Below are 16321 nucleotides of genomic sequence, written 5' to 3' on the forward strand. Positions count from 1 at the left end.
TCCGTGCCCGGTCAAGCGGATCCCCGTTACCGCTGCGTATAGTTTCGCCATGAGCAACACGGAGCGCGCGCGGGACGGGGGCGTGCAGTCCGTGGACCGCGCCATCACGGTGCTCGAGATCCTGGCGCGCCGCGGTGAGGCGGGGGTCAGCGAGGTCGCGGGCGAGCTCGACGTGCACAAGTCCACGGCCTTCCGGCTGCTCGGCGCCCTCGAGGAACGCGGGCTGGTGGAGCAGGCGACCGACCGCGGGAAGTACCGGCTGGGCTTCGGGCTGGTGCCCCTCGCCGGTGCGGTGTCCGGCAGGCTGGACGTGACGCGGATGGGCCGGGACGCGTGCGAGCGGCTGGCCCTGGAGTTCGGCGAGACCGTGAACATCGCCGTCCTGCAGCAGCGGTACGCGGTCAACGTCCACCAGGCCCGCGGGCCGTCGACGGTGCTGTCCTACAACTGGATCGGTCGGATCACCCCGCTGCACTGCACGTCCAGCGGCAAGGCCCTGATCGCCTGGCTCGACCCCGCCGACCTCGGGCCCCTGCTCAAGGACCTGGAGCTGGAGCGCTTCACCGACAGCACGCTGACCAGCCGGGACGCGCTCGAGGTCGACCTCGAGCAGGTGCGCGCGCGGGGGTACGCGACGGTGCTGGAGGAGTACGAGATCGGCCTCAACGCCGTCGCCGCCCCCATCCGCGACCAGACGGGCGGGGTCGTGGGCGCGCTGTCCCTCGCCGGGCCCGCCTACCGCCTCCCGCCCGCCCGCATCGACGACCTCGCCCCGACCGTCGTCGGCGCCGCCGCGGAGGTCTCGCGCCGGATGGGTTGGTGGGAGTGAAGCGGGCATCCACCCCGTAGGCTCCGTTTCGTGACGAATCCGGAGCTTCGATGAGCGAGCTTGCGAGCGAATCATCGGCGCAGCGCCTGCGCGAAGCGCCGAGCCCGCGCAGCGGGGGAGAGCGTTGAGCGGGCTGTTCGCACTCCTCGACGACGTGGCCGCGCTCGTGCGGCTCACCGCCGCCTCGCTGGACGACATCGCGGGCGCGGCCGGGCGGGCCGGCGCGAAGGCGGCGGGCGTCGTGGTCGACGACGCCGCCGTGACCCCCCGCTACGTCCAGGGCCTCAAGCCCCAGCGCGAGCTGAGCATCATCCGCCGGATCGCCGTCGGGTCGCTGCGCAACAAGCTCCTGTTCATCGTGCCCGCGGCGCTGCTGCTGAGCTGGCTCGCGCCGTGGCTGCTCACGCCGATCCTGATGTGCGGCGGGCTCTACCTCTGCTACGAGGGCGCGGAGAAGATCTGGGAGAAGCTCTCCGGGCACGCCCCGGCACCGGAGGAGACGAACGCCGAGGCCGCGGCGGACCCGGTCGCCCACGAGAAGAAGGTCGTCTCCGGCGCCGTGCGGACCGACTTCATCCTCTCGGCCGAGATCATGGTCATCGCGCTCAACGAGGTGGCGACCGAGGCCTTCCTCGCGCGGGCGATCATCCTGGTCGCGGTGGCCATCGGGATCACCGCGCTGGTGTACGGCGTCGTCGCGCTGATCGTGAAGATGGACGACCTCGGGCTCCTGCTGGCCGACCGCGAGTCGGCCGCGGTGAGCGCGCTGGGCCGCGGGCTGGTGCGCGCCATGCCGATCGTGCTCGCCGTGCTGTCGGTCGTGGGCGTGGTGGCGATGTTGTGGGTGGGCGGGCACATCCTGCTCGTCGGCGTCGACGAGCTGGGCTTCCACCCGCCCTACGCGCTGGTCCACCACGTCGAGCTGCTGGTGCACGACGCCACCGGCCCGCTCGGCGGCGTCCTCGGCTGGCTCACCAACACCGCCCTCTCCGCCGTCGTCGGCGCGGTGGTGGGCGCGATCGTCGTCGCCGTGCTGCACCTGCTCCCCCGCAAGCGCGCCCACCACTGAGCCCGAGATGAACCTGAGGGCGATGCCGACCATGATCGAACAGGCCTGAGGTTCATCTCGGTGGGGAGAGGCGGGCCCGCACCCAGTGGTGGAACTCGGCGATGTGGTGCTCGCTCGGCACGAGGTTGCCGCCGTTCGCGTACACCCGGCTGCTCATGGCGGGCTGGGTGCGCTCGCAGGCCGCGAAGTCCTGGCTGTTGACCCGGTGGAACAGCTCGACGGAGCGGTCGACGTCCGCGCCGGACTCCACCACCTCGGGCAGGAACAGCCAGTCGCACTCCACCAGCGTGCGGTCCGCCGCCACCGGGGTCATCCGGTGGACGATCACGTGGTCCGGCACGAGGTTCACGAACACGCCGGGGCGGATCGTGATGGCGAAGTACTTGCGGTCCTGCGCGTCGTCGAGGGTCGGGATGCGGGCGTGGCCCGCGGACCCGTCGACCGTGAAGCCCTCCACCGCGGCGCCGAACTCCGCGCCGTGGCCCACGTAGTACTGGGCGGCGTAGCCGTCCGCGAACTCCGGGAGCACCTCGGTGAGCTCCGGGTGGATCGTGGCGCAGTGGTAGCACTCCATGAAGTTCTCGACGATCAGCTTCCAGTTCGACCTCACGTCGTAGCTGATCCGCCGCGCGAGCCGCAGGTTCTCGACGCCGTAGTGGTCGATGGACTCCACGTCGCCGAGCCGGGTGACCACGGCGCCGATCACCTCGTCCTCGAACGACGGCGGCTCGGGCGCCACGCACACCCAGACGTAGCCGAGCCACTCCCGCACCGCGACGGCGGCGAGGCCGTTGACGACGCGGTCGACGTCCGGCATCTCGGTGAGGTTCGGGGCGGCGATGAGCTTGCCCGTCAGGTCGTAGGTCCAGGCGTGGTAGGGGCACTGGAGCTTGTTCCGCACCTGCCCCGCGGGCTCCACGCACAGCTGCGCGCCGCGGTGTCGGCAGACGTTGAAGAAGGCCCGGATGGCCCGGTCCCGCCCCTTCACGACGACGACGGACTCCCGCCCCACCTGCACGGTGCGGTAGGCGCCGGGTGCGTCGAGGTCCGCGGCGAGCGCGACGCACACCCACCCCGCCTCGACGATCCGCTCCTGCTCCGCCGCGAAGATCGCGGGATCGGTGTACCAGTGGCCCGCCAGCGTCGGGACGAGGCTGGCGGCGGGCCGTTCGAGCGCGGCGGTGTTCCTGGTCGACTCCGCAAGCTCCGTCTCTGTCATGGTCGACTCCGCGAGCTCCGTCTCGGTCATGGGCGCAGCCGCTTCCCCTCGGGATCGAACACGGGCTCGGAGACGACGACGGCGGGCAGCCGCTCCCCGACGTACTGCACGGTCAACGCGGTCCCCGACTCGGCCAGGGCGGTCGGCACCCGGGCGTAGGCGAGGAACGCGTCGATCGATGGGGCGTAGGCCGCGCTGGTCACGTACCCGACGCACGCCTCGCCCGCGAACACCGGCTCGCTCCCCAGCACCGCGTGGGCGGGGTCGAGCTGGAGCGGGACGAGCCGCCGCCGCGGCTCTGCGAGCGTCGCGGCGGCACCGGGGTACTCCCCCGGCTTCACCGCGAAGGTCAGCCCCGCCTCGACGGCGGTGTCCTCGCTGGTCATGTCCGCGCCGGAGGCCCGGTACCCCTTCTCCAGACGCAGGCTGGTGAAGGCGTGGCGGCCCGCGGCGATCATGCCGTGCTCGGCACCGGCGGCCCACAGCGCGTCCCACAGCGCGAGGCCCTGGTCGGCGGAGGTGTAGAGCTCCCAGCCCAGCTCCCCGACGTAGGACACCCGCAGGGCCAGCACCGGGATCGCGCCGACGTGGATCGTGCGGGCGCGGAAGTAGCCGAACGTGAGGTCGTCGGTCGAGACGGCGGACAGGACGTCGAGCGCGCGCGGGCCCCACAGGCCGACTCCGCAGGTCCCGGCCGTGACGTCCCGGACCGACACCCCGGCCGGGGCGAGCCTGCGCAGCCGGTCGACGTCCACCTCGCCGTTCGCGCCGACCTGGAACAGCTCCGCGCCGAGCCGGGTCACGGTGAGGTCCGACAGCACCCCGCCCGCGGCGGTCAGCATGAGGGTGTAGACCACCCTGCCCACCGCGACGTCCACCGCGTTGCTGGTCAGGCCGTCGAGGAAGGCGCAGGCCCCGGGTCCGGAGACCTCGACGCGGGTCAGTGGGGTCATGTCGTAGAGCGCCACCGTCTCGCGGGTGGCGAGGGCCTCCCCGACCGCGATGGGCGACCAGTGCTTCGCGGCCCACGCGTCCCGCTCGGGTGCCGGTGCGGCGGCGTTGGAGGCGAACCACAGCGGCCGCTCCCAGCCGCCGATCTCGCCGAACACCGCGCCGAGCTCCGCGTGGCGCGGGTGGAACGGCGAGGTGCTCATCGGGCGCGGGGCCGCGGGCGGGTCCAGCGGGTGGAGGATGTCGTAGACCTCCGCGAAGTTCCGCGAGGCCCGCTGCTCCACGTAGGCGGGCGAGCGTTGGGCCTCGGTGAACCGGTTGAGGTCGCAGGCGTGCACGTCGAGCGACGGGTGGCCGTCCACCATCCACTCGGCCAGCGCCCGGGCGACGCCGCAGGAGTGCGTGACCCACACGGCCTCGGCGACCCAGTACCCGGACAGCGTGGGGTGCTCGCCGAGCAGCGGCATGCCGTCCGCGGTGAAGGAGAAGACGCCGTTGAACCCGTGCTCGATCTCGACGCCCTGCAGGGCCGGGAGCAGGGCCCGAGCGTCGGCGTAGGCCGGGGCCCAGTCCTCGGGGGTGAAGTCGAGCGACGACGGCATGTCGGTGTGCGTCGGCAGGTTCGCCGGGTCGACCGGGATCGGCCGGTGCGCGTAGGAGCCGATGCCCAGCCGCGCGCCGAACTCGCGGAAGTACAGGTCCTTGTCCTGGTGGCGCAGGATCGGCGCGGCCGCCTCGCGTGTGCCGAGGTCCGCCAGCCCCGGCACCGGCGCGGTGCGGGCGAACTGGTGCGCCATGGGCAGCAGCGGCGTGGGCAGACCGACCAGCGCGCCGGTCAGCGGGCCCCAGAACCCGGTGCACTGCACCACGAAGTCCGCCGGGAAGGTGTCGGTCTCGGTGCGGACCGCGGTGACCCGCCCGCCCGCCTGCACGATCTCGACGACCCGCTGCTCCCCGAGGAACCGGGCTCCGCGCGCCGTCGCGCGCCGGGCCTGGGCCTCCACCGCGCGCGGCGCCTTGGCCAGGCCGTCGGTCGGGATGTGCAGCCCCGCGAGGACCGCGTCCTGCTCGACGAGCGGGTGCAGCCGCGCGCACTCCTGCGGCCCCACGACCTGCGCGGGGACACCGATCGAGGCGAGGTGTCCCTGGCGGCGGTGCAGCTCGTCGACCCGCTCCGGCAGGGTCGCGACCTCCAGCCCGCCGACCTGGTTGAAGCACCACAGGCCGTCGACGTCCAACCCGGAGAGCTTCTCGACCGTGTACCGGGCGAACCGGCCCATGGTGCGGTTCGGGTTGGCCTGGAACACCAGGCCGGGGGCGTGCGAGGAGGACCCGCCCGGCAGGGCCAGGGCCCCGCGGTCGAGGACCGTCACGTCCGTCCAGCCCCGCTCGGTCAGCTCGTCCGCGACGGCCGCCCCGACCACACCGGAGCCGATCACGACCACGCGTGGGGAGCTCATGAGGCGGTCGCGCGGCGCGCCGAGAGGGGCAGGTGCGGGACGGCCGGCGACGAATCGGACAGCTGCAGGTACACCTGCCCGTCGGAGACCACCACGGTGTGCGTGCGGACCGGGTAGGTCGCGATCATCCCGTCCGCCTCGCCGGTGCGCAGGTCGAAGATCGCCGCGTGGAGCGGGCACTCGACCGCGCAGTCCTCGACGAAGCCCTCGGCGAGCGAGGCGTCCGCGTGGGTGCAGGTGTCGTCGACGGCGAACAGCTCGCCGTCCTCGGTGTGGAACAACGCCACCGGCGGGCTGCCGGCGAGGTCGCTGAGCTGCAGGGATCCGCCTCGGGGGAGGTCGGTGAGCTGGCAGGCGTAGATCATGGTGCCGCGTCCTCGTGATGCCGGTGTGACAGACGGGGTGTCAGTGCGTAGTGCGAAACGCTCAGCACGACACGCAACACGGTGAGGCCCACGGGGGGAGGCTGTCAAGAGGTTCCGCGCGCCCGAAACCCATCTGTCCGGTTCGGAAAAGCAGAGGTAATACGGCGCTGGTCCGATCGGCTCAGCGCGGCCCCGACCGCGGGCGGCCCCGAGGACGACGAAGGCCCCGCGGCGGATGCCGCGGGGCCTTCGGAGGGAACCGGTTCAGCGCGAGCTCGCCCGGCGGCCGCGGTTCCAGCCGCCGAGGACGCCCAGGGCTCCGAGGAGCCCGGAGCTGAACTTGCCGAGGGCGCGTCCGATGTTCTTCACGTGCATGTCTCCTGCGCTGTCCGAGGGGGGCTGGCCCGACCACGTTCTCAAACGGGTGACGAGCCCGCACGCGGGGGCCCGTCCCGGCGCGCCGAGCGGAGGACGGCGCTGGTCGGGCGCCGACTCCCGGGTGTGTCGCCCGCAGCGCCGCCGCTGGTCACGGGAGCGGGCCCCACCGAAGGTGCTGCGACGAGCGCGTGGCGTGCGTCGGCGGACGGCTCCGCGGCGCCCTCGGGATGGAATGCTGACGGGGTCCGAGCACTCCCGAGTCAGGAGCACCGCAGTGACCGTCACCGTCGTCGTCGGCAACCCCAAGGCCGGAGGCCGCACCACCGCCGCGGGCACCGCCCTCGCCGAGCAGCTCACCGGCGCCGCCCCCGACCACGTGATCGAGCTGGCCGAGCTGGGCCCCGGCCTGCTGGGGTGGGGTGACGAGGCGGTCGGCGCCGCGAAGAAGACCGTCCAGGCGTCCTCGCTGGTGGTGTTCGCCAGCCCCACGTACAAGGCCACCTACACCGGCCTGCTCAAGCTGTTCCTCGACCAGTTCGAGGGCGGGACCGGGCTGAAGGACGTCGTGGCCGTCCCGCTGATGCTGGGCGGCGGGCCGACGCACTTCCTCGCCCCGGACCTCACGCTCAAGCCCGTGCTCTCCGAGATCGGCGGCACGTGCGCGCTGCCCGGCCTCTACCTCGTCGACTCGGCGTGGGACGGCCCGGAGTTGGCGGCCTACGTCGAGCGGTGGAAGCCCGTCGCGGACGCGCTGACCGCACTGCGGTGAGCGAGACCGCGGACCCCGCCCTGGGTGCCCTGCGTGCGCTCGGCGCGCAGCTCGACCGCACCATGGCCGAGCTGACGCAGGCCCGCGAGCGCGTGGCGGAGCTGGAGCGGCTGCGCGCCGGGGGCACGAGCTGGCACGCCATCGTCGAACGCGAGGACCGGCCGCTGATCGTCGAGGCCCTCGCCCGCGCGCTCGACGACCTCGGCGCCGTCGGCGGGCGGTTCCGGCGGGAGGAGGCACGCGCCCTGCAGCGCGAGCAGGTCTCGATCACCCGGATCGGGAAGCTGTTCGGGGTGAGCCGCCAGCGGGTCTCCGCGATCCTGTCCGACTCGCGCTGAGCCGGGCCGTCAGCCCGCCTCGGTGACCTGCACCCCGTGGGCGGCGAGGAACAGTGCACCCACGGAGACGAGCTGGTCGGGCCCGATCCGGGTGCCGGCGAGGGCGAGCGGGCCGCGGATCGAGTCCAACGTCGAGCCGTGCAGGTCGGTGCCCGCCAGCCGGGCGTCGTCCAGCACGGCGTCGGTGAGGTCGCAGCGACGCAGCGCGCAGTCCTTCGCGGTGAACCGGTAGAGGTCCGCACCGCGCAGCACCGTGTCCTCGACGTGCAGGAACGTGCCCTTGGCCATTCGCAGCCGGACGAGGTCGGCGCGCGAGCCCTCGATGCGGACGTCCGTGAGGCCGGCCCCGTTCAGCTCGGCGCCGGTGAACCGGCAGTCGGTGAAGGTGACCCGGGTGAACACCGCGTCGTCCAGCACCGCGCCGGAGAGGTCGCAGTTCACGAACTCGGTGTCCCGGCAGTGCAGGCCGGACAGGGTGCGCCCGGACAGGGTCACCCCGCGCAGCCGGCACTCGTGCAGCCGCAGGTCCGCGACGTGCTCGGGGAACTCCGTGTCCGGCCCCGCCTCCACCCCGTCCCAGACCGCCCCGTCCTCGGGCGCCGGAGCGGGGTCGAAGCGGGGCGGGAGGTCGGGGCGGTCGGGTGCGGTCTTGGTCGTACGCGGCTTGCGGGGCACCCCGGCACGGTAGTGCCCACCCCGACCCGTGAGTGGCGATGGTCGCCAGAGCGACCATCGCCACTCACGGGTTCGGTCAGAGGATGAAGAGCATCTCCTGGTAGGTGGGCAGCGGCCACAGGTCGTCCGCCACCATTCCCTCGAGGGCGTCCGCCGCGGCGCGGACCGCGGCCATGGCGGGCAGCAGCTTCTCCCCCGCGTGCTCGGCCTCCGCGACGGTGCTCTCGGCGCTGTCGTCCGCGAGCTCGGCCTTCAGCGTGGCCAACGCGGACCGCAGCGCGGCGACCTGCTCGGTCACCTCGGTGAGGGCGCCGAGGTCCGGGTCGATCCCGGCGGCCTTGAGCGTGGCGGCGTTCTGCGCCAGCTCCGTCTGGTAGCGGACGGCGGCGGGCAGGATCTGGGTGGTGCCCATCTCCGCCGTGAGCTTGGCCTCCACGCTGACGGTCATCGCGTACTGCTCGAGCGCGATCTCGTACCGCGAGTGCATCTCGCGCTCGTTGAACACCCCGTACTTCTCGAACAGGGCCATCGCCTCGAGGGTGATGAGCTGCGGGAGCGCGTCCAGCGTGGTGCGCAGGTTCAGCAGGCCGCGCTCGGCCGCCTCCAGCTGCCACTTCTCGGAGTAGCCGTCCCCGTTGAAGATCACCGCGCCGTGGTCGGTGATGATCTGCTTGAGCAGGGCCTGGACGGCGGCGTCGAAGTCGCCCTCGGCCTGCTCCAGCACCGTGGCGCAGTAGTCCAGCGAGTCGGCCATGATCGTGTTGATCGTGACGATCGGCGCCGCGACGGTCTGCTGGCTGCCCGGCGCGCGGAACTCGAAGCGGTTGCCGGTGAAGGCGAACGGGCTCGTCCGGTTGCGGTCGCCGGGGTCGGTCGGCAGCACCGGCAGGGTGTCGACGCCGATCTGCATGGCGCCCTTGCCCTTCGACGAGGTGGCCTCACCCTCCGCGATCTGCTCGAAGACGTCCGCGAGCTGGTCGCCGAGGAAGATCGAGATGATCGCGGGCGGGGCCTCGTTGGCGCCGAGCCGGTGGTCGTTGGTGGCGCTGGCCACCGAGGCCCGCAGCAGCCCGCCGTACTGGTGCACCGCCCGGATGACCGCGGCGCAGAACACGAGGAACTGGGCGTTCTGGTGCGGGGTGTCGCCGGGCACGAGCAACGAGCCGAGCTCGGAGTTGCCGAGCGACCAGTTGACGTGCTTGCCCGACCCGTTGACGCCCGCGAACGGCTTCTCGTGGAAGAGGATCTCCAGGCCGTGCTTGCGCGCGAGGGTCTTGAACGTGGTCATCAGCAGCTGCTGGTGGTCGCTCGCGACGTTGCCGCGCTCGAACATCGGCGCGACCTCGAACTGGCCGGGCGCGACCTCGTTGTGCCGGGTCTTGGCCGGGATGCCGAGCTTGAACAGCTCCCGCTCGGTGTCCATCATGAAGCCGAGCACGCGCTCGGGGATGGCGCCGAAGTAGTGGTCGTCGAACTCCTGGCCCTTGGGCGGCGGGGCGCCGAAGAGGGTGCGGCCCGCGTTCAGCAGGTCCGGCCGGGCCACCGCGAAGTGCCGGTCGACCAGGAAGTACTCCTGCTCCGGCCCGCAGAAGCTGACCACGTGCTCGGGGGCCACGTGCCCGAAGAGCGTCAGGATCCGCTCGGCCTGGCGCCCCATGGCCTGCTGGCTGCGCAGCAGCGGGGTCTTGTGGTCCAGCGCCTCACCGGTCATCGACACGAAGACCGTGGGGATGCACAGGGTGTTGCCGTTCGGGTTCTCCAGCACGTACGCGGGGCTGGTCACGTCCCAGCCCGTGTAGCCGCGGGCCTCGAAGGTGTTGCGCAGGCCGCCGTTCGGGAAGCTCGACGCGTCCGGCTCGCCCTGGATCAGCGTCTTGCCCGCGAACTCGGCGAGCGCCATGCCGTCCGTGGTCGGCTCCAGGAAGCTGTCGTGCTTCTCGGCCGTGAGGTTGGTGAGCGGGTAGAAGACGTGCGCGTAGTGCGTGGCGCCCTTCTCCAGCGCCCAGTCCTTCATCGCCGAGGCGACCGCGTCCGCGACGACCGGGTCCAGCTTGGCGCCCTTCTCGATCGTCGCCGTGACCGACTTGAACACGGACTTCGGCAGCCGCTTCTGCATCACCGACCGGCTGAACACGTTCTCGCCGAAGATCTCCCCCGGGGCCTCTCCCGCCACGAAGCTGACGGCGGGCGGCACATAGGCCTCGACGGCCGAGATCGCCTGCAGGCGCGCGGCATTTCCACTCATGGGGCGGTCCTCTGCTTCGGGGCTCTGGTCTCGCGCCTGAGCCTGCGGAGCCGAACACCCGAACGGGTTGCCGACACATGACGTTCACGTCTCCTAACAGGACGGAGCGTGACGTCGGCGGGTCGTCCGGGGAACCCTCCCCCGGCGCATCGTCAGTTCTGACGACTCCGCCGGTGGTGCAGCACCATCGCCGGGCGGACGAGCAGGGCGAGAGCCGCGAGGGGCAGGAAGACCGCGGGCGGCGCCCCGAGCGTGACGGCGACGATCGTGGCGACCGCCAGCAGGACCATCAGGGCGGCGCCGACGGCGACCAGCCGGACGTTCAGGGGGCGGGGGACCACGCGGGTCCGCCTCGGCACCACGAGGCAGGCCAGCGTCTGGGTGCGGAACTCCCGAGCTACCGGTCCTGCGTTAGCCATGTCTAATGGTGCCCCGCGGCGAGCCTACGAAACAAGGAGAATCTCAGTGTGAGACGGGGATCTCCCCGGCTATCCGAGCACCCGCTCGCGATGCGGGTTGCGGAACAGACCGCCCGGATCGAGGCGCTGCCGCAGCGCCCTGAACTCGTCGAGACACGGGTGCACGGTGCGCAGGTCGGTGGCCGTGCGGGTGTGCACCTTGCCCCAGTGCGGCCGCCCGTCGAGCCCGGTCATCACCTGTTCGACGGCCGCGAAGTAGGCCTCGTACGGCCGCCCCGCGTGCACGTGGACGGCCAGGTAGGCGGACTCCCGCCCGTACGCCATCGACAGCGGCACGTCGTCCGCGGCGGTGAGCCGGACCTCGACCGGCACCGTGACGGCCCGCGCGTGCCGCTCGGCCGCCGACCGCAGCCCGGCGAACGCCGCGCCCAGTGCGGAGAGCGGCACGGCGTACTCCATCTCCACGAACCGCACGCGCCGCGGCGAGCAGAACACGCGGTACGAGCGGTCGGTGTACTCCCCCGCAGGCATCAGCCGCGACGAGACCCGGTTCAGCCGGGGCACGAGCGCGGGCACGCGATCACCGAGCGCGCACACGAGCGCGAACCCGCCGTTCCCCAGCACCTCGTCCCGCATTAAGGATCCATAACGCCGTTTTCGCGCCCCGATATCGACATTGTGGCTCCATGATGCGGTGCGGGTGTGGGACTTCAGGACCGCGTGCTCGGTGTGCGGGAACCAGTAGAACTCGGCGTGGTCCGCGTCGAGCGCCGCCAGCTCCAGGGCCTGCTCCAGCGGGACGAGCCGCTCCCGGGCGCGCAGCGCGAAGGCGGGGACGGTCTCCAGGGTCACGCTCGTCACGACCCCCAGCGCGCCCAGCCCGATCCGGCCGAGCCGCAGCAGGTCCCCGTCCGCCCGCACCACGGAGCCGTCGGCCAGGACGATCTCGAACCCGCGGACCTGCGCGGCGATCCCCCGGTACCCGGCCCCGGTGCCGTGGGTGCCGGTGGCGAGCGCGCCGGAGATCGTCTGGGCGTCGATGTCACCGAGGTTGGGCAGGGCGCGGCCGTGCTCCCAGAGCAGGTCGTTCAGCGTGCGCAGGGTCATGCCCGCGGGCACGTGCGCCACGTCGCCCTCGACGACGATCCCGGGACCCGACGGCGGCCGCACGGCCACGCCGTCCGGCACGCCGATCCCGCTGAACGAGTGCCCGGAGCCGAGCGCGCTCACCCGGTGCCCCTCGTCGGCGGCCCGGACCACGGCGGCCGCGACCTCCGCGGCGGACCGGGCGAGCACCGTGCGCACCGGGGTGGTGCGCTGGTTGCCCGCCCAGTTGGACCAGCTCACTGCACCGTGCCCGCCAGCAGCGGCTCGAAGGGCACGTCCGGGAACTTGCGGATCACCACGTCCATCCGCCACTTGTTGCTGAACACCGCCAGCTTCAGACCGTCGCTGCGGGTCAACACCTCGCACTCGGACTGGCTCGACAGCGCGGCCTCGCCTGCCTCGTTCGTCACCCGGGCGATCTGGTAGGGCAGGCCCTCCAGGCGGATCGGCGCGTTGAACTCCGACTCCATCCGGGCCGCCACGACGTCGAACTGCAGGGGGCCGACGGCGGCCAGCACCGGAGCCTGGTCCCCCCGACGGTCCGAGCGCAGCACCTGGATGACGCCCTCGCCGTCGAGCTGCTCGATGCCGCGCCGGAACTGCTTGGTCTTGCCCGCATCGGCGCAGCGCGCGACGGAGAAGTGCTCCGGGGCGAAGCTGGGGATCGCCGGGTACTCCACCGGCCGCGCGGCGTAGAGGGTGTCCCCCGGCCGCAGCGCGTTGGCGTTCACCAGGCCCACGATGTCGCCGGGGAAGGCCTCCTCGACGGTGGTGCGCTGGTTGCCGAAGACCGACTGCGCGTACTTGGTGGCGAACGGCTTGCCGGTGGCGGCGTGGGTGAGCACCATGCCGCGCTCGAAGCGCCCGGAGTTGATGCGCAGGAAGGCCATCCGGTCGCGGTGCGCCTTGTCCATGCCCGCCTGCACCTTGAAGATCAGGCCGGACAGCGGGGCGTCGAGCTCGCGGGGGCGGCCCTCCGCGTCCTCCCGCTCGCCGGGCGGCGGGGCGAGCGCGACCAGCGCGTCCAGCAGCCGGGCGACGCCGATGTTGGACAGCGCGGCCCCGAACAGCACCGGGGTGGCGCTGCCCGCGAGGAAGTCCTTCTCGTCGAAGGTCGCGCCGATCTCCTCGAGCAGCGCGATCTCGTCCTGCGCGGTCTGCCAGAACTCCGGCTCGTCCGCGGCGGCGACCTCGGCGGGGACGACCTCGGCCGTGGCCCGGGTGGCACCGCCCGCGGCCCGGGTGAACTTCGTGTACTCGCCGGTCTCGACCTCGATCAGGCCCTTCAGCGCGCCGGCGATGCCGAGCGGCCAGGTCAGCGGCATCGGACGCAGCCCGATGGTCTGCTCCACCTCGTCGAGCAGCTCCAGGGCCTCCCGGCCCGGGCGGTCCCACTTGTTCACGAACGTGATCACGGGGATCTTGCGCGAGCGGCAGACGTCGAACAGCTTGAGGGTCTGCGGCTCGAGGCCCTTCGCGGCGTCGAGCAGCATCACGGCGGCGTCCACCGCGGCGAGCACGCGGTAGGTGTCCTCGGAGAAGTCCCCGTGACCGGGGGTGTCCAGCAGGTTGATCACGGCGCCGCCGTACTCGAACTGCAGCACCGCGGACGACACGGAGATGCCGCGCTGGCGCTCCATCTCCATCCAGTCGGACGTGACGCCCTTGCGGCCCGACTTCCCGTGCACCGCACCGGCCGAGTCGATCACCTCGGCGTGCAGCGCGAGCGCCTCGGTGAGGGTCGACTTGCCCGCGTCGGGATGGGAGATGACGGCGAACGACCGCCTGCGCCCGGCCTCCGCCAGGACCCGTGCCCCATCGGGGTTGCCACCCTGTTCCACCACGGCGTCCAGGGTAACGGGGCCGGGACGACGCCCGGCGGGGGGCGATGCGGGCGCCGTCCCGGTGCGCGCGCCGTCGGAACCCCGCCCCGACGGTCGACCGGACCGTGCACGGATCCGAACGCTAGGCACGGTTGCCGCACCCCGATCCGGCCGGACGACCGCACTCGGGCCGGGCGGATCCGGGACACACCCGGGACCAAGGACCCTGGCGCCCGCGACGTGCAGGAAGAGGACCCGTTCGGCCGAACGCGGACGACACCTGCGCGTGCTTATTCTTCACGCCGTCGCCGGACCGCCGATCGACGGCCCTCCCACGATGTCTGCGACCACCCGAAACCACGAGCCGGACGCGTCCGGGTCCCGCGAGGGGCCGGGCGGTGCCTGGGGAGCGCACCGCCCGGTCCCGCCCACGTCGGGCAGGTCCACTCCCGGATGTCGAAGCGAGAGAACAGGAACCGCTCCGCCGACCGCGAGCTGAGCCGTGGACGACGCGCGCGGTGTCCAGGTCGCCGAGGCGGGCCGGCACCCGGGCGAGCGCGGACCGCCAGCGCCTGGTGGGCACCGCGCCGGACGATCACCAGGCGCCCAGGGCTGAGCGCGCATCCGACTTCCACACCGCCCGACAGAAATTCTCTCAGTCGAGGCTTGCGCAAACCTCCAGTGCGCGCTACAAATTCTCATGCCCCCTCCGGAAGGCAGCACCACGGAAGGAGAGATCACGATGCTGCTGAACTACGAGCCGTTCGCCGACGCCGTCCGGCTGTTGGACAAGGTGGCGGGACAGACCGGCATGCCCACCGGGATGCCGATGGACATCCAGCGCCTCGACGACCACTTCGTCGCGACCTTCGACCTCCCCGGCGTCGACCCGGGCTCCATCGACGTCACCGTCGAGGGCAACGCGCTGACCGTGCGCGCCGAGCGCAGCACCCCGCACGAGGGCGGGGACTGGCTGACCCGCGAACGACCGCGGGGCTCGTTCAGCAGGCGCCTCATGCTGGGGCGCGACCTCGACGGCGACCGACTCACCGCGACCTACCGGGACGGCGTCCTCGCGATCACCATCCCGGTCGCCGCCCGGGCCAAGCCGCGCAAGATCGAGATCAGCCACGCCGGCGACCGGACCGCCCTGCATCCGGGGCCCGCGGACGCCTCCCCCGACGACTCGAGCGGGCAGCCGGAACGGTCCGGACTGACCGCGGCCGGCCCCTGAGCCTTCCGGCGCACCGGCCGACCGGCCGCGACCGGCGCCGGAAGGCCGACGACCCCCGGTTTCCACGACCCCGCGGGAGGACGATGACGACAGACGATGACCACAGCGGAGACCGATAACCCTTGACCGACGACCTCGGCAGGCTGGACGACGAGGACTACCCGGCCGTCTCCATGGGACAGGCCGCGGAGCTCCTCGACGTCCAGCCTGCCTTCCTGCGCAGCCTCGACACGACCGGGGTCCTGCAGCCCCATCGCACCGGCGGCGGACACCGCCGCTACTCCCGACGCCAGCTCCGGGTCGCCGCGCGGCTGCGCAGGCTCCTCGACGCCGGACACACCCTCGTCTCGGCACAGGCGATCATGGATCTCGAACACCGCCTGGACGACACCGACCAGGCCCGCCGGCGCGCGGACGACGCCCGCGACCACGCCGTCGCCGAGCTGGACACCGCCCGCGCGGACCTCCGCACCCGCACCGACGAACTCGCCGCCGCCCGCGCCCGGATCGACGAGCTCGACGACCGCATCCGCGACCTGGGCGAGGCATCCGACGTGGCCCGTGGCGCCGGGCGCGGACCAGTCGCGACTACTTCTCCAACAAGGCCGAGGCGATAGCCGCCAGGCACCTCGACCGCGCGTTGCAGATCAGCGACGAACTGCGCGTGCGGCCCGCAGGCGAGTCGCTGTGGGAAGCGATCACCGAGGCGGTCCTGGCCCGGTCCGCACCGGGGCAGGAGGACGAGGGCGATCAACCACCCGGGCGGCGGTGGGCCGACGGTGTCCGGCTCATGCTCACCGAACCGACTCTGCAGGGCGAGTACCTGAAGGCCACCGTGGCGGCACAGGCCGAACTGGCCGCGGCGATCGCCGAACGCACGGAACCGATGTCGAGACCGACGTGTACCCGCACCTCGTCGCCGCAGCAGTCGGTGGAGCGATCACCGTCGCCTCCGACCACTGGATCCGCGCGAACCCGCCCATCCCGATGGCGACGCTACTGCGTGACGCGTTCGCGCAGCTCGCGGCCGGGCTGCCTGCACCGAGCACACCGTAGGAATTCCACGAGGTTCGAGCCCCGCCGCGAGGACGGGATCGACCGGTCATGCCCTTCCCCGGGCACAGGAGGACGTTCGAATGACCACGGATGCCGTTGCCGATGTCGTGATCGCCGGTGCGGGACCGAACGGACTCATGGTGGCCTGCGAGTTGAGCCTGGCCGGGGTCCGGCCGATCGTGCTGGACCGCCTGCCGACGATCAGCACCGAGCCGAGAGCGAACGGGCTGGTCGGCCAGGTGGTGCGGATGCTCGATCGGCGGGGCCTGCACGAGCGTCTCCGCGGCGGTTCGGAGCCGCCGGAGCCGAGCGGCGCCTACGTGTTCGGCGCGCTCCCCCTCGACCTGAGCCTGCTGGTGGACAACCCGATCCACCATGCCCCGC

14 protein-coding genes and 2 pseudogenes are annotated in these 16321 nt (G+C 72.6%); 8 read left to right on the forward strand and 8 right to left on the reverse strand.

What is annotated here, in order from left to right; genetic code table 11:
* The first annotated feature begins 49 nt into the window (after positions 1-49).
* Together BLS43_RS25970 and BLS43_RS25975 are read left to right on the forward strand one after the other, a co-directional pair.
* Positions 50-829 carry an IclR family transcriptional regulator gene (locus BLS43_RS25970; protein WP_218130017.1) on the forward strand — a complete coding sequence of 260 codons (780 nt, stop codon included), beginning with the start codon at positions 50-52 and terminating at the stop codon, positions 827-829.
* A gap of 124 nt (positions 830-953) precedes the next feature.
* On the forward strand, positions 954-1898 hold the full coding sequence (locus BLS43_RS25975) for a DUF808 domain-containing protein (protein ID WP_093089335.1): 945 nt from the start codon (positions 954-956) through the stop codon (positions 1896-1898).
* 52 nt (positions 1899-1950) lie between these two features.
* Here BLS43_RS25975 and BLS43_RS25980 read toward each other — a convergent pair whose 3' ends face one another.
* From BLS43_RS25980 to BLS43_RS25990, 3 genes are read right to left on the reverse strand one after another with little or no spacing between them, the layout of a single operon-like run.
* The gene (locus BLS43_RS25980; RefSeq protein WP_093089427.1) at positions 1951-3117 is read right to left on the reverse strand and encodes an aromatic ring-hydroxylating oxygenase subunit alpha; all 1167 of its coding nucleotides are present in this window, start codon (positions 3115-3117) and stop codon (positions 1951-1953) included.
* 26 nt (positions 3118-3143) lie between these two features.
* Positions 3144-5528, reverse strand: a complete 2385-nt coding sequence (locus tag BLS43_RS25985) for a GcvT family protein (protein WP_093089336.1) — start codon at positions 5526-5528, stop codon at positions 3144-3146.
* On the reverse strand, positions 5525-5893 hold the full coding sequence (locus BLS43_RS25990) for a bifunctional 3-phenylpropionate/cinnamic acid dioxygenase ferredoxin subunit (RefSeq protein ID WP_093089337.1): 369 nt from the start codon (positions 5891-5893) through the stop codon (positions 5525-5527). The genes BLS43_RS25985 and BLS43_RS25990 overlap by 4 nt, the downstream gene beginning before the upstream one ends.
* A 652-nt stretch (positions 5894-6545) precedes the next feature.
* Between BLS43_RS25990 and BLS43_RS25995 the strand changes: the two genes are divergently transcribed.
* Together BLS43_RS25995 and BLS43_RS26000 are read left to right on the forward strand one after the other, a co-directional pair.
* A complete protein-coding gene (locus tag BLS43_RS25995) occupies positions 6546-7040 on the forward strand; it encodes an NADPH-dependent FMN reductase (protein ID WP_093089338.1) in 495 nt (164 codons plus the stop codon).
* Positions 7037-7378, forward strand: a complete 342-nt coding sequence (locus BLS43_RS26000; protein ID WP_093089339.1) for a hypothetical protein — start codon at positions 7037-7039, stop codon at positions 7376-7378. The genes BLS43_RS25995 and BLS43_RS26000 overlap by 4 nt, the downstream gene beginning before the upstream one ends.
* 9 nt (positions 7379-7387) lie before the next feature.
* On the opposite strand, the gene BLS43_RS26005 is transcribed toward BLS43_RS26000, so the two are convergent.
* From BLS43_RS26005 to BLS43_RS26025, 5 genes are all read right to left on the reverse strand, one after another.
* Positions 7388-8053 carry a pentapeptide repeat-containing protein gene (locus BLS43_RS26005; RefSeq protein ID WP_093089340.1) on the reverse strand — a complete coding sequence of 222 codons (666 nt, stop codon included), beginning with the start codon at positions 8051-8053 and terminating at the stop codon, positions 7388-7390.
* A 76-nt stretch (positions 8054-8129) separates the two neighbouring features.
* On the reverse strand, positions 8130-10298 hold the full coding sequence (locus tag BLS43_RS26010) for a glutamine synthetase III family protein (RefSeq protein WP_093089341.1): 2169 nt from the start codon (positions 10296-10298) through the stop codon (positions 8130-8132).
* Positions 10299-10450: 152 nt separating this feature from the next.
* Complete coding sequence (locus BLS43_RS26015; RefSeq protein WP_143030231.1) at positions 10451-10717, reverse strand: hypothetical protein; 267 nt, start codon at positions 10715-10717, stop codon at positions 10451-10453.
* 69 nt (positions 10718-10786) lie between these two features.
* Positions 10787-12064 (reverse strand): D-arabinono-1,4-lactone oxidase, encoded by a 1278-nt coding sequence (locus BLS43_RS26020; RefSeq protein WP_176921553.1) that lies wholly within the window; start codon positions 12062-12064, stop codon positions 10787-10789.
* On the reverse strand, positions 12061-13677 hold the full coding sequence (locus BLS43_RS26025) for a peptide chain release factor 3 (RefSeq protein ID WP_425438575.1): 1617 nt from the start codon (positions 13675-13677) through the stop codon (positions 12061-12063). The genes BLS43_RS26020 and BLS43_RS26025 overlap by 4 nt, the downstream gene beginning before the upstream one ends.
* A gap of 712 nt (positions 13678-14389) precedes the next feature.
* On the opposite strand from BLS43_RS26025, the gene BLS43_RS26030 reads away from it, so the two are divergent.
* From BLS43_RS26030 to BLS43_RS26045, 4 genes and pseudogenes are all read left to right on the forward strand, one after another.
* Entirely contained in the window at positions 14390-14881 is a 492-nt protein-coding gene (locus BLS43_RS26030; RefSeq protein ID WP_093089345.1) for an Hsp20/alpha crystallin family protein, read from the forward strand.
* Between the two features lie 122 nt (positions 14882-15003).
* Positions 15004-15498, forward strand: a complete 495-nt coding sequence (locus BLS43_RS31905) for a helix-turn-helix domain-containing protein (RefSeq protein ID WP_342741205.1) — start codon at positions 15004-15006, stop codon at positions 15496-15498.
* A gap of 47 nt (positions 15499-15545) precedes the next feature.
* Positions 15546-15937, forward strand: a pseudogene (locus BLS43_RS32185) (acyl-CoA-like ligand-binding transcription factor).
* 80 nt (positions 15938-16017) lie between these two features.
* Positions 16018-16320, forward strand: a pseudogene (locus BLS43_RS26045) (FAD-dependent oxidoreductase); the annotation flags it as partial.
* Position 16321 lies beyond the last annotated feature (1 nt).

Source organism: Pseudonocardia oroxyli, from assembly GCF_900102195.1.
Classification (GTDB): Bacteria; Actinomycetota; Actinomycetes; order Mycobacteriales; family Pseudonocardiaceae; genus Pseudonocardia; species Pseudonocardia oroxyli.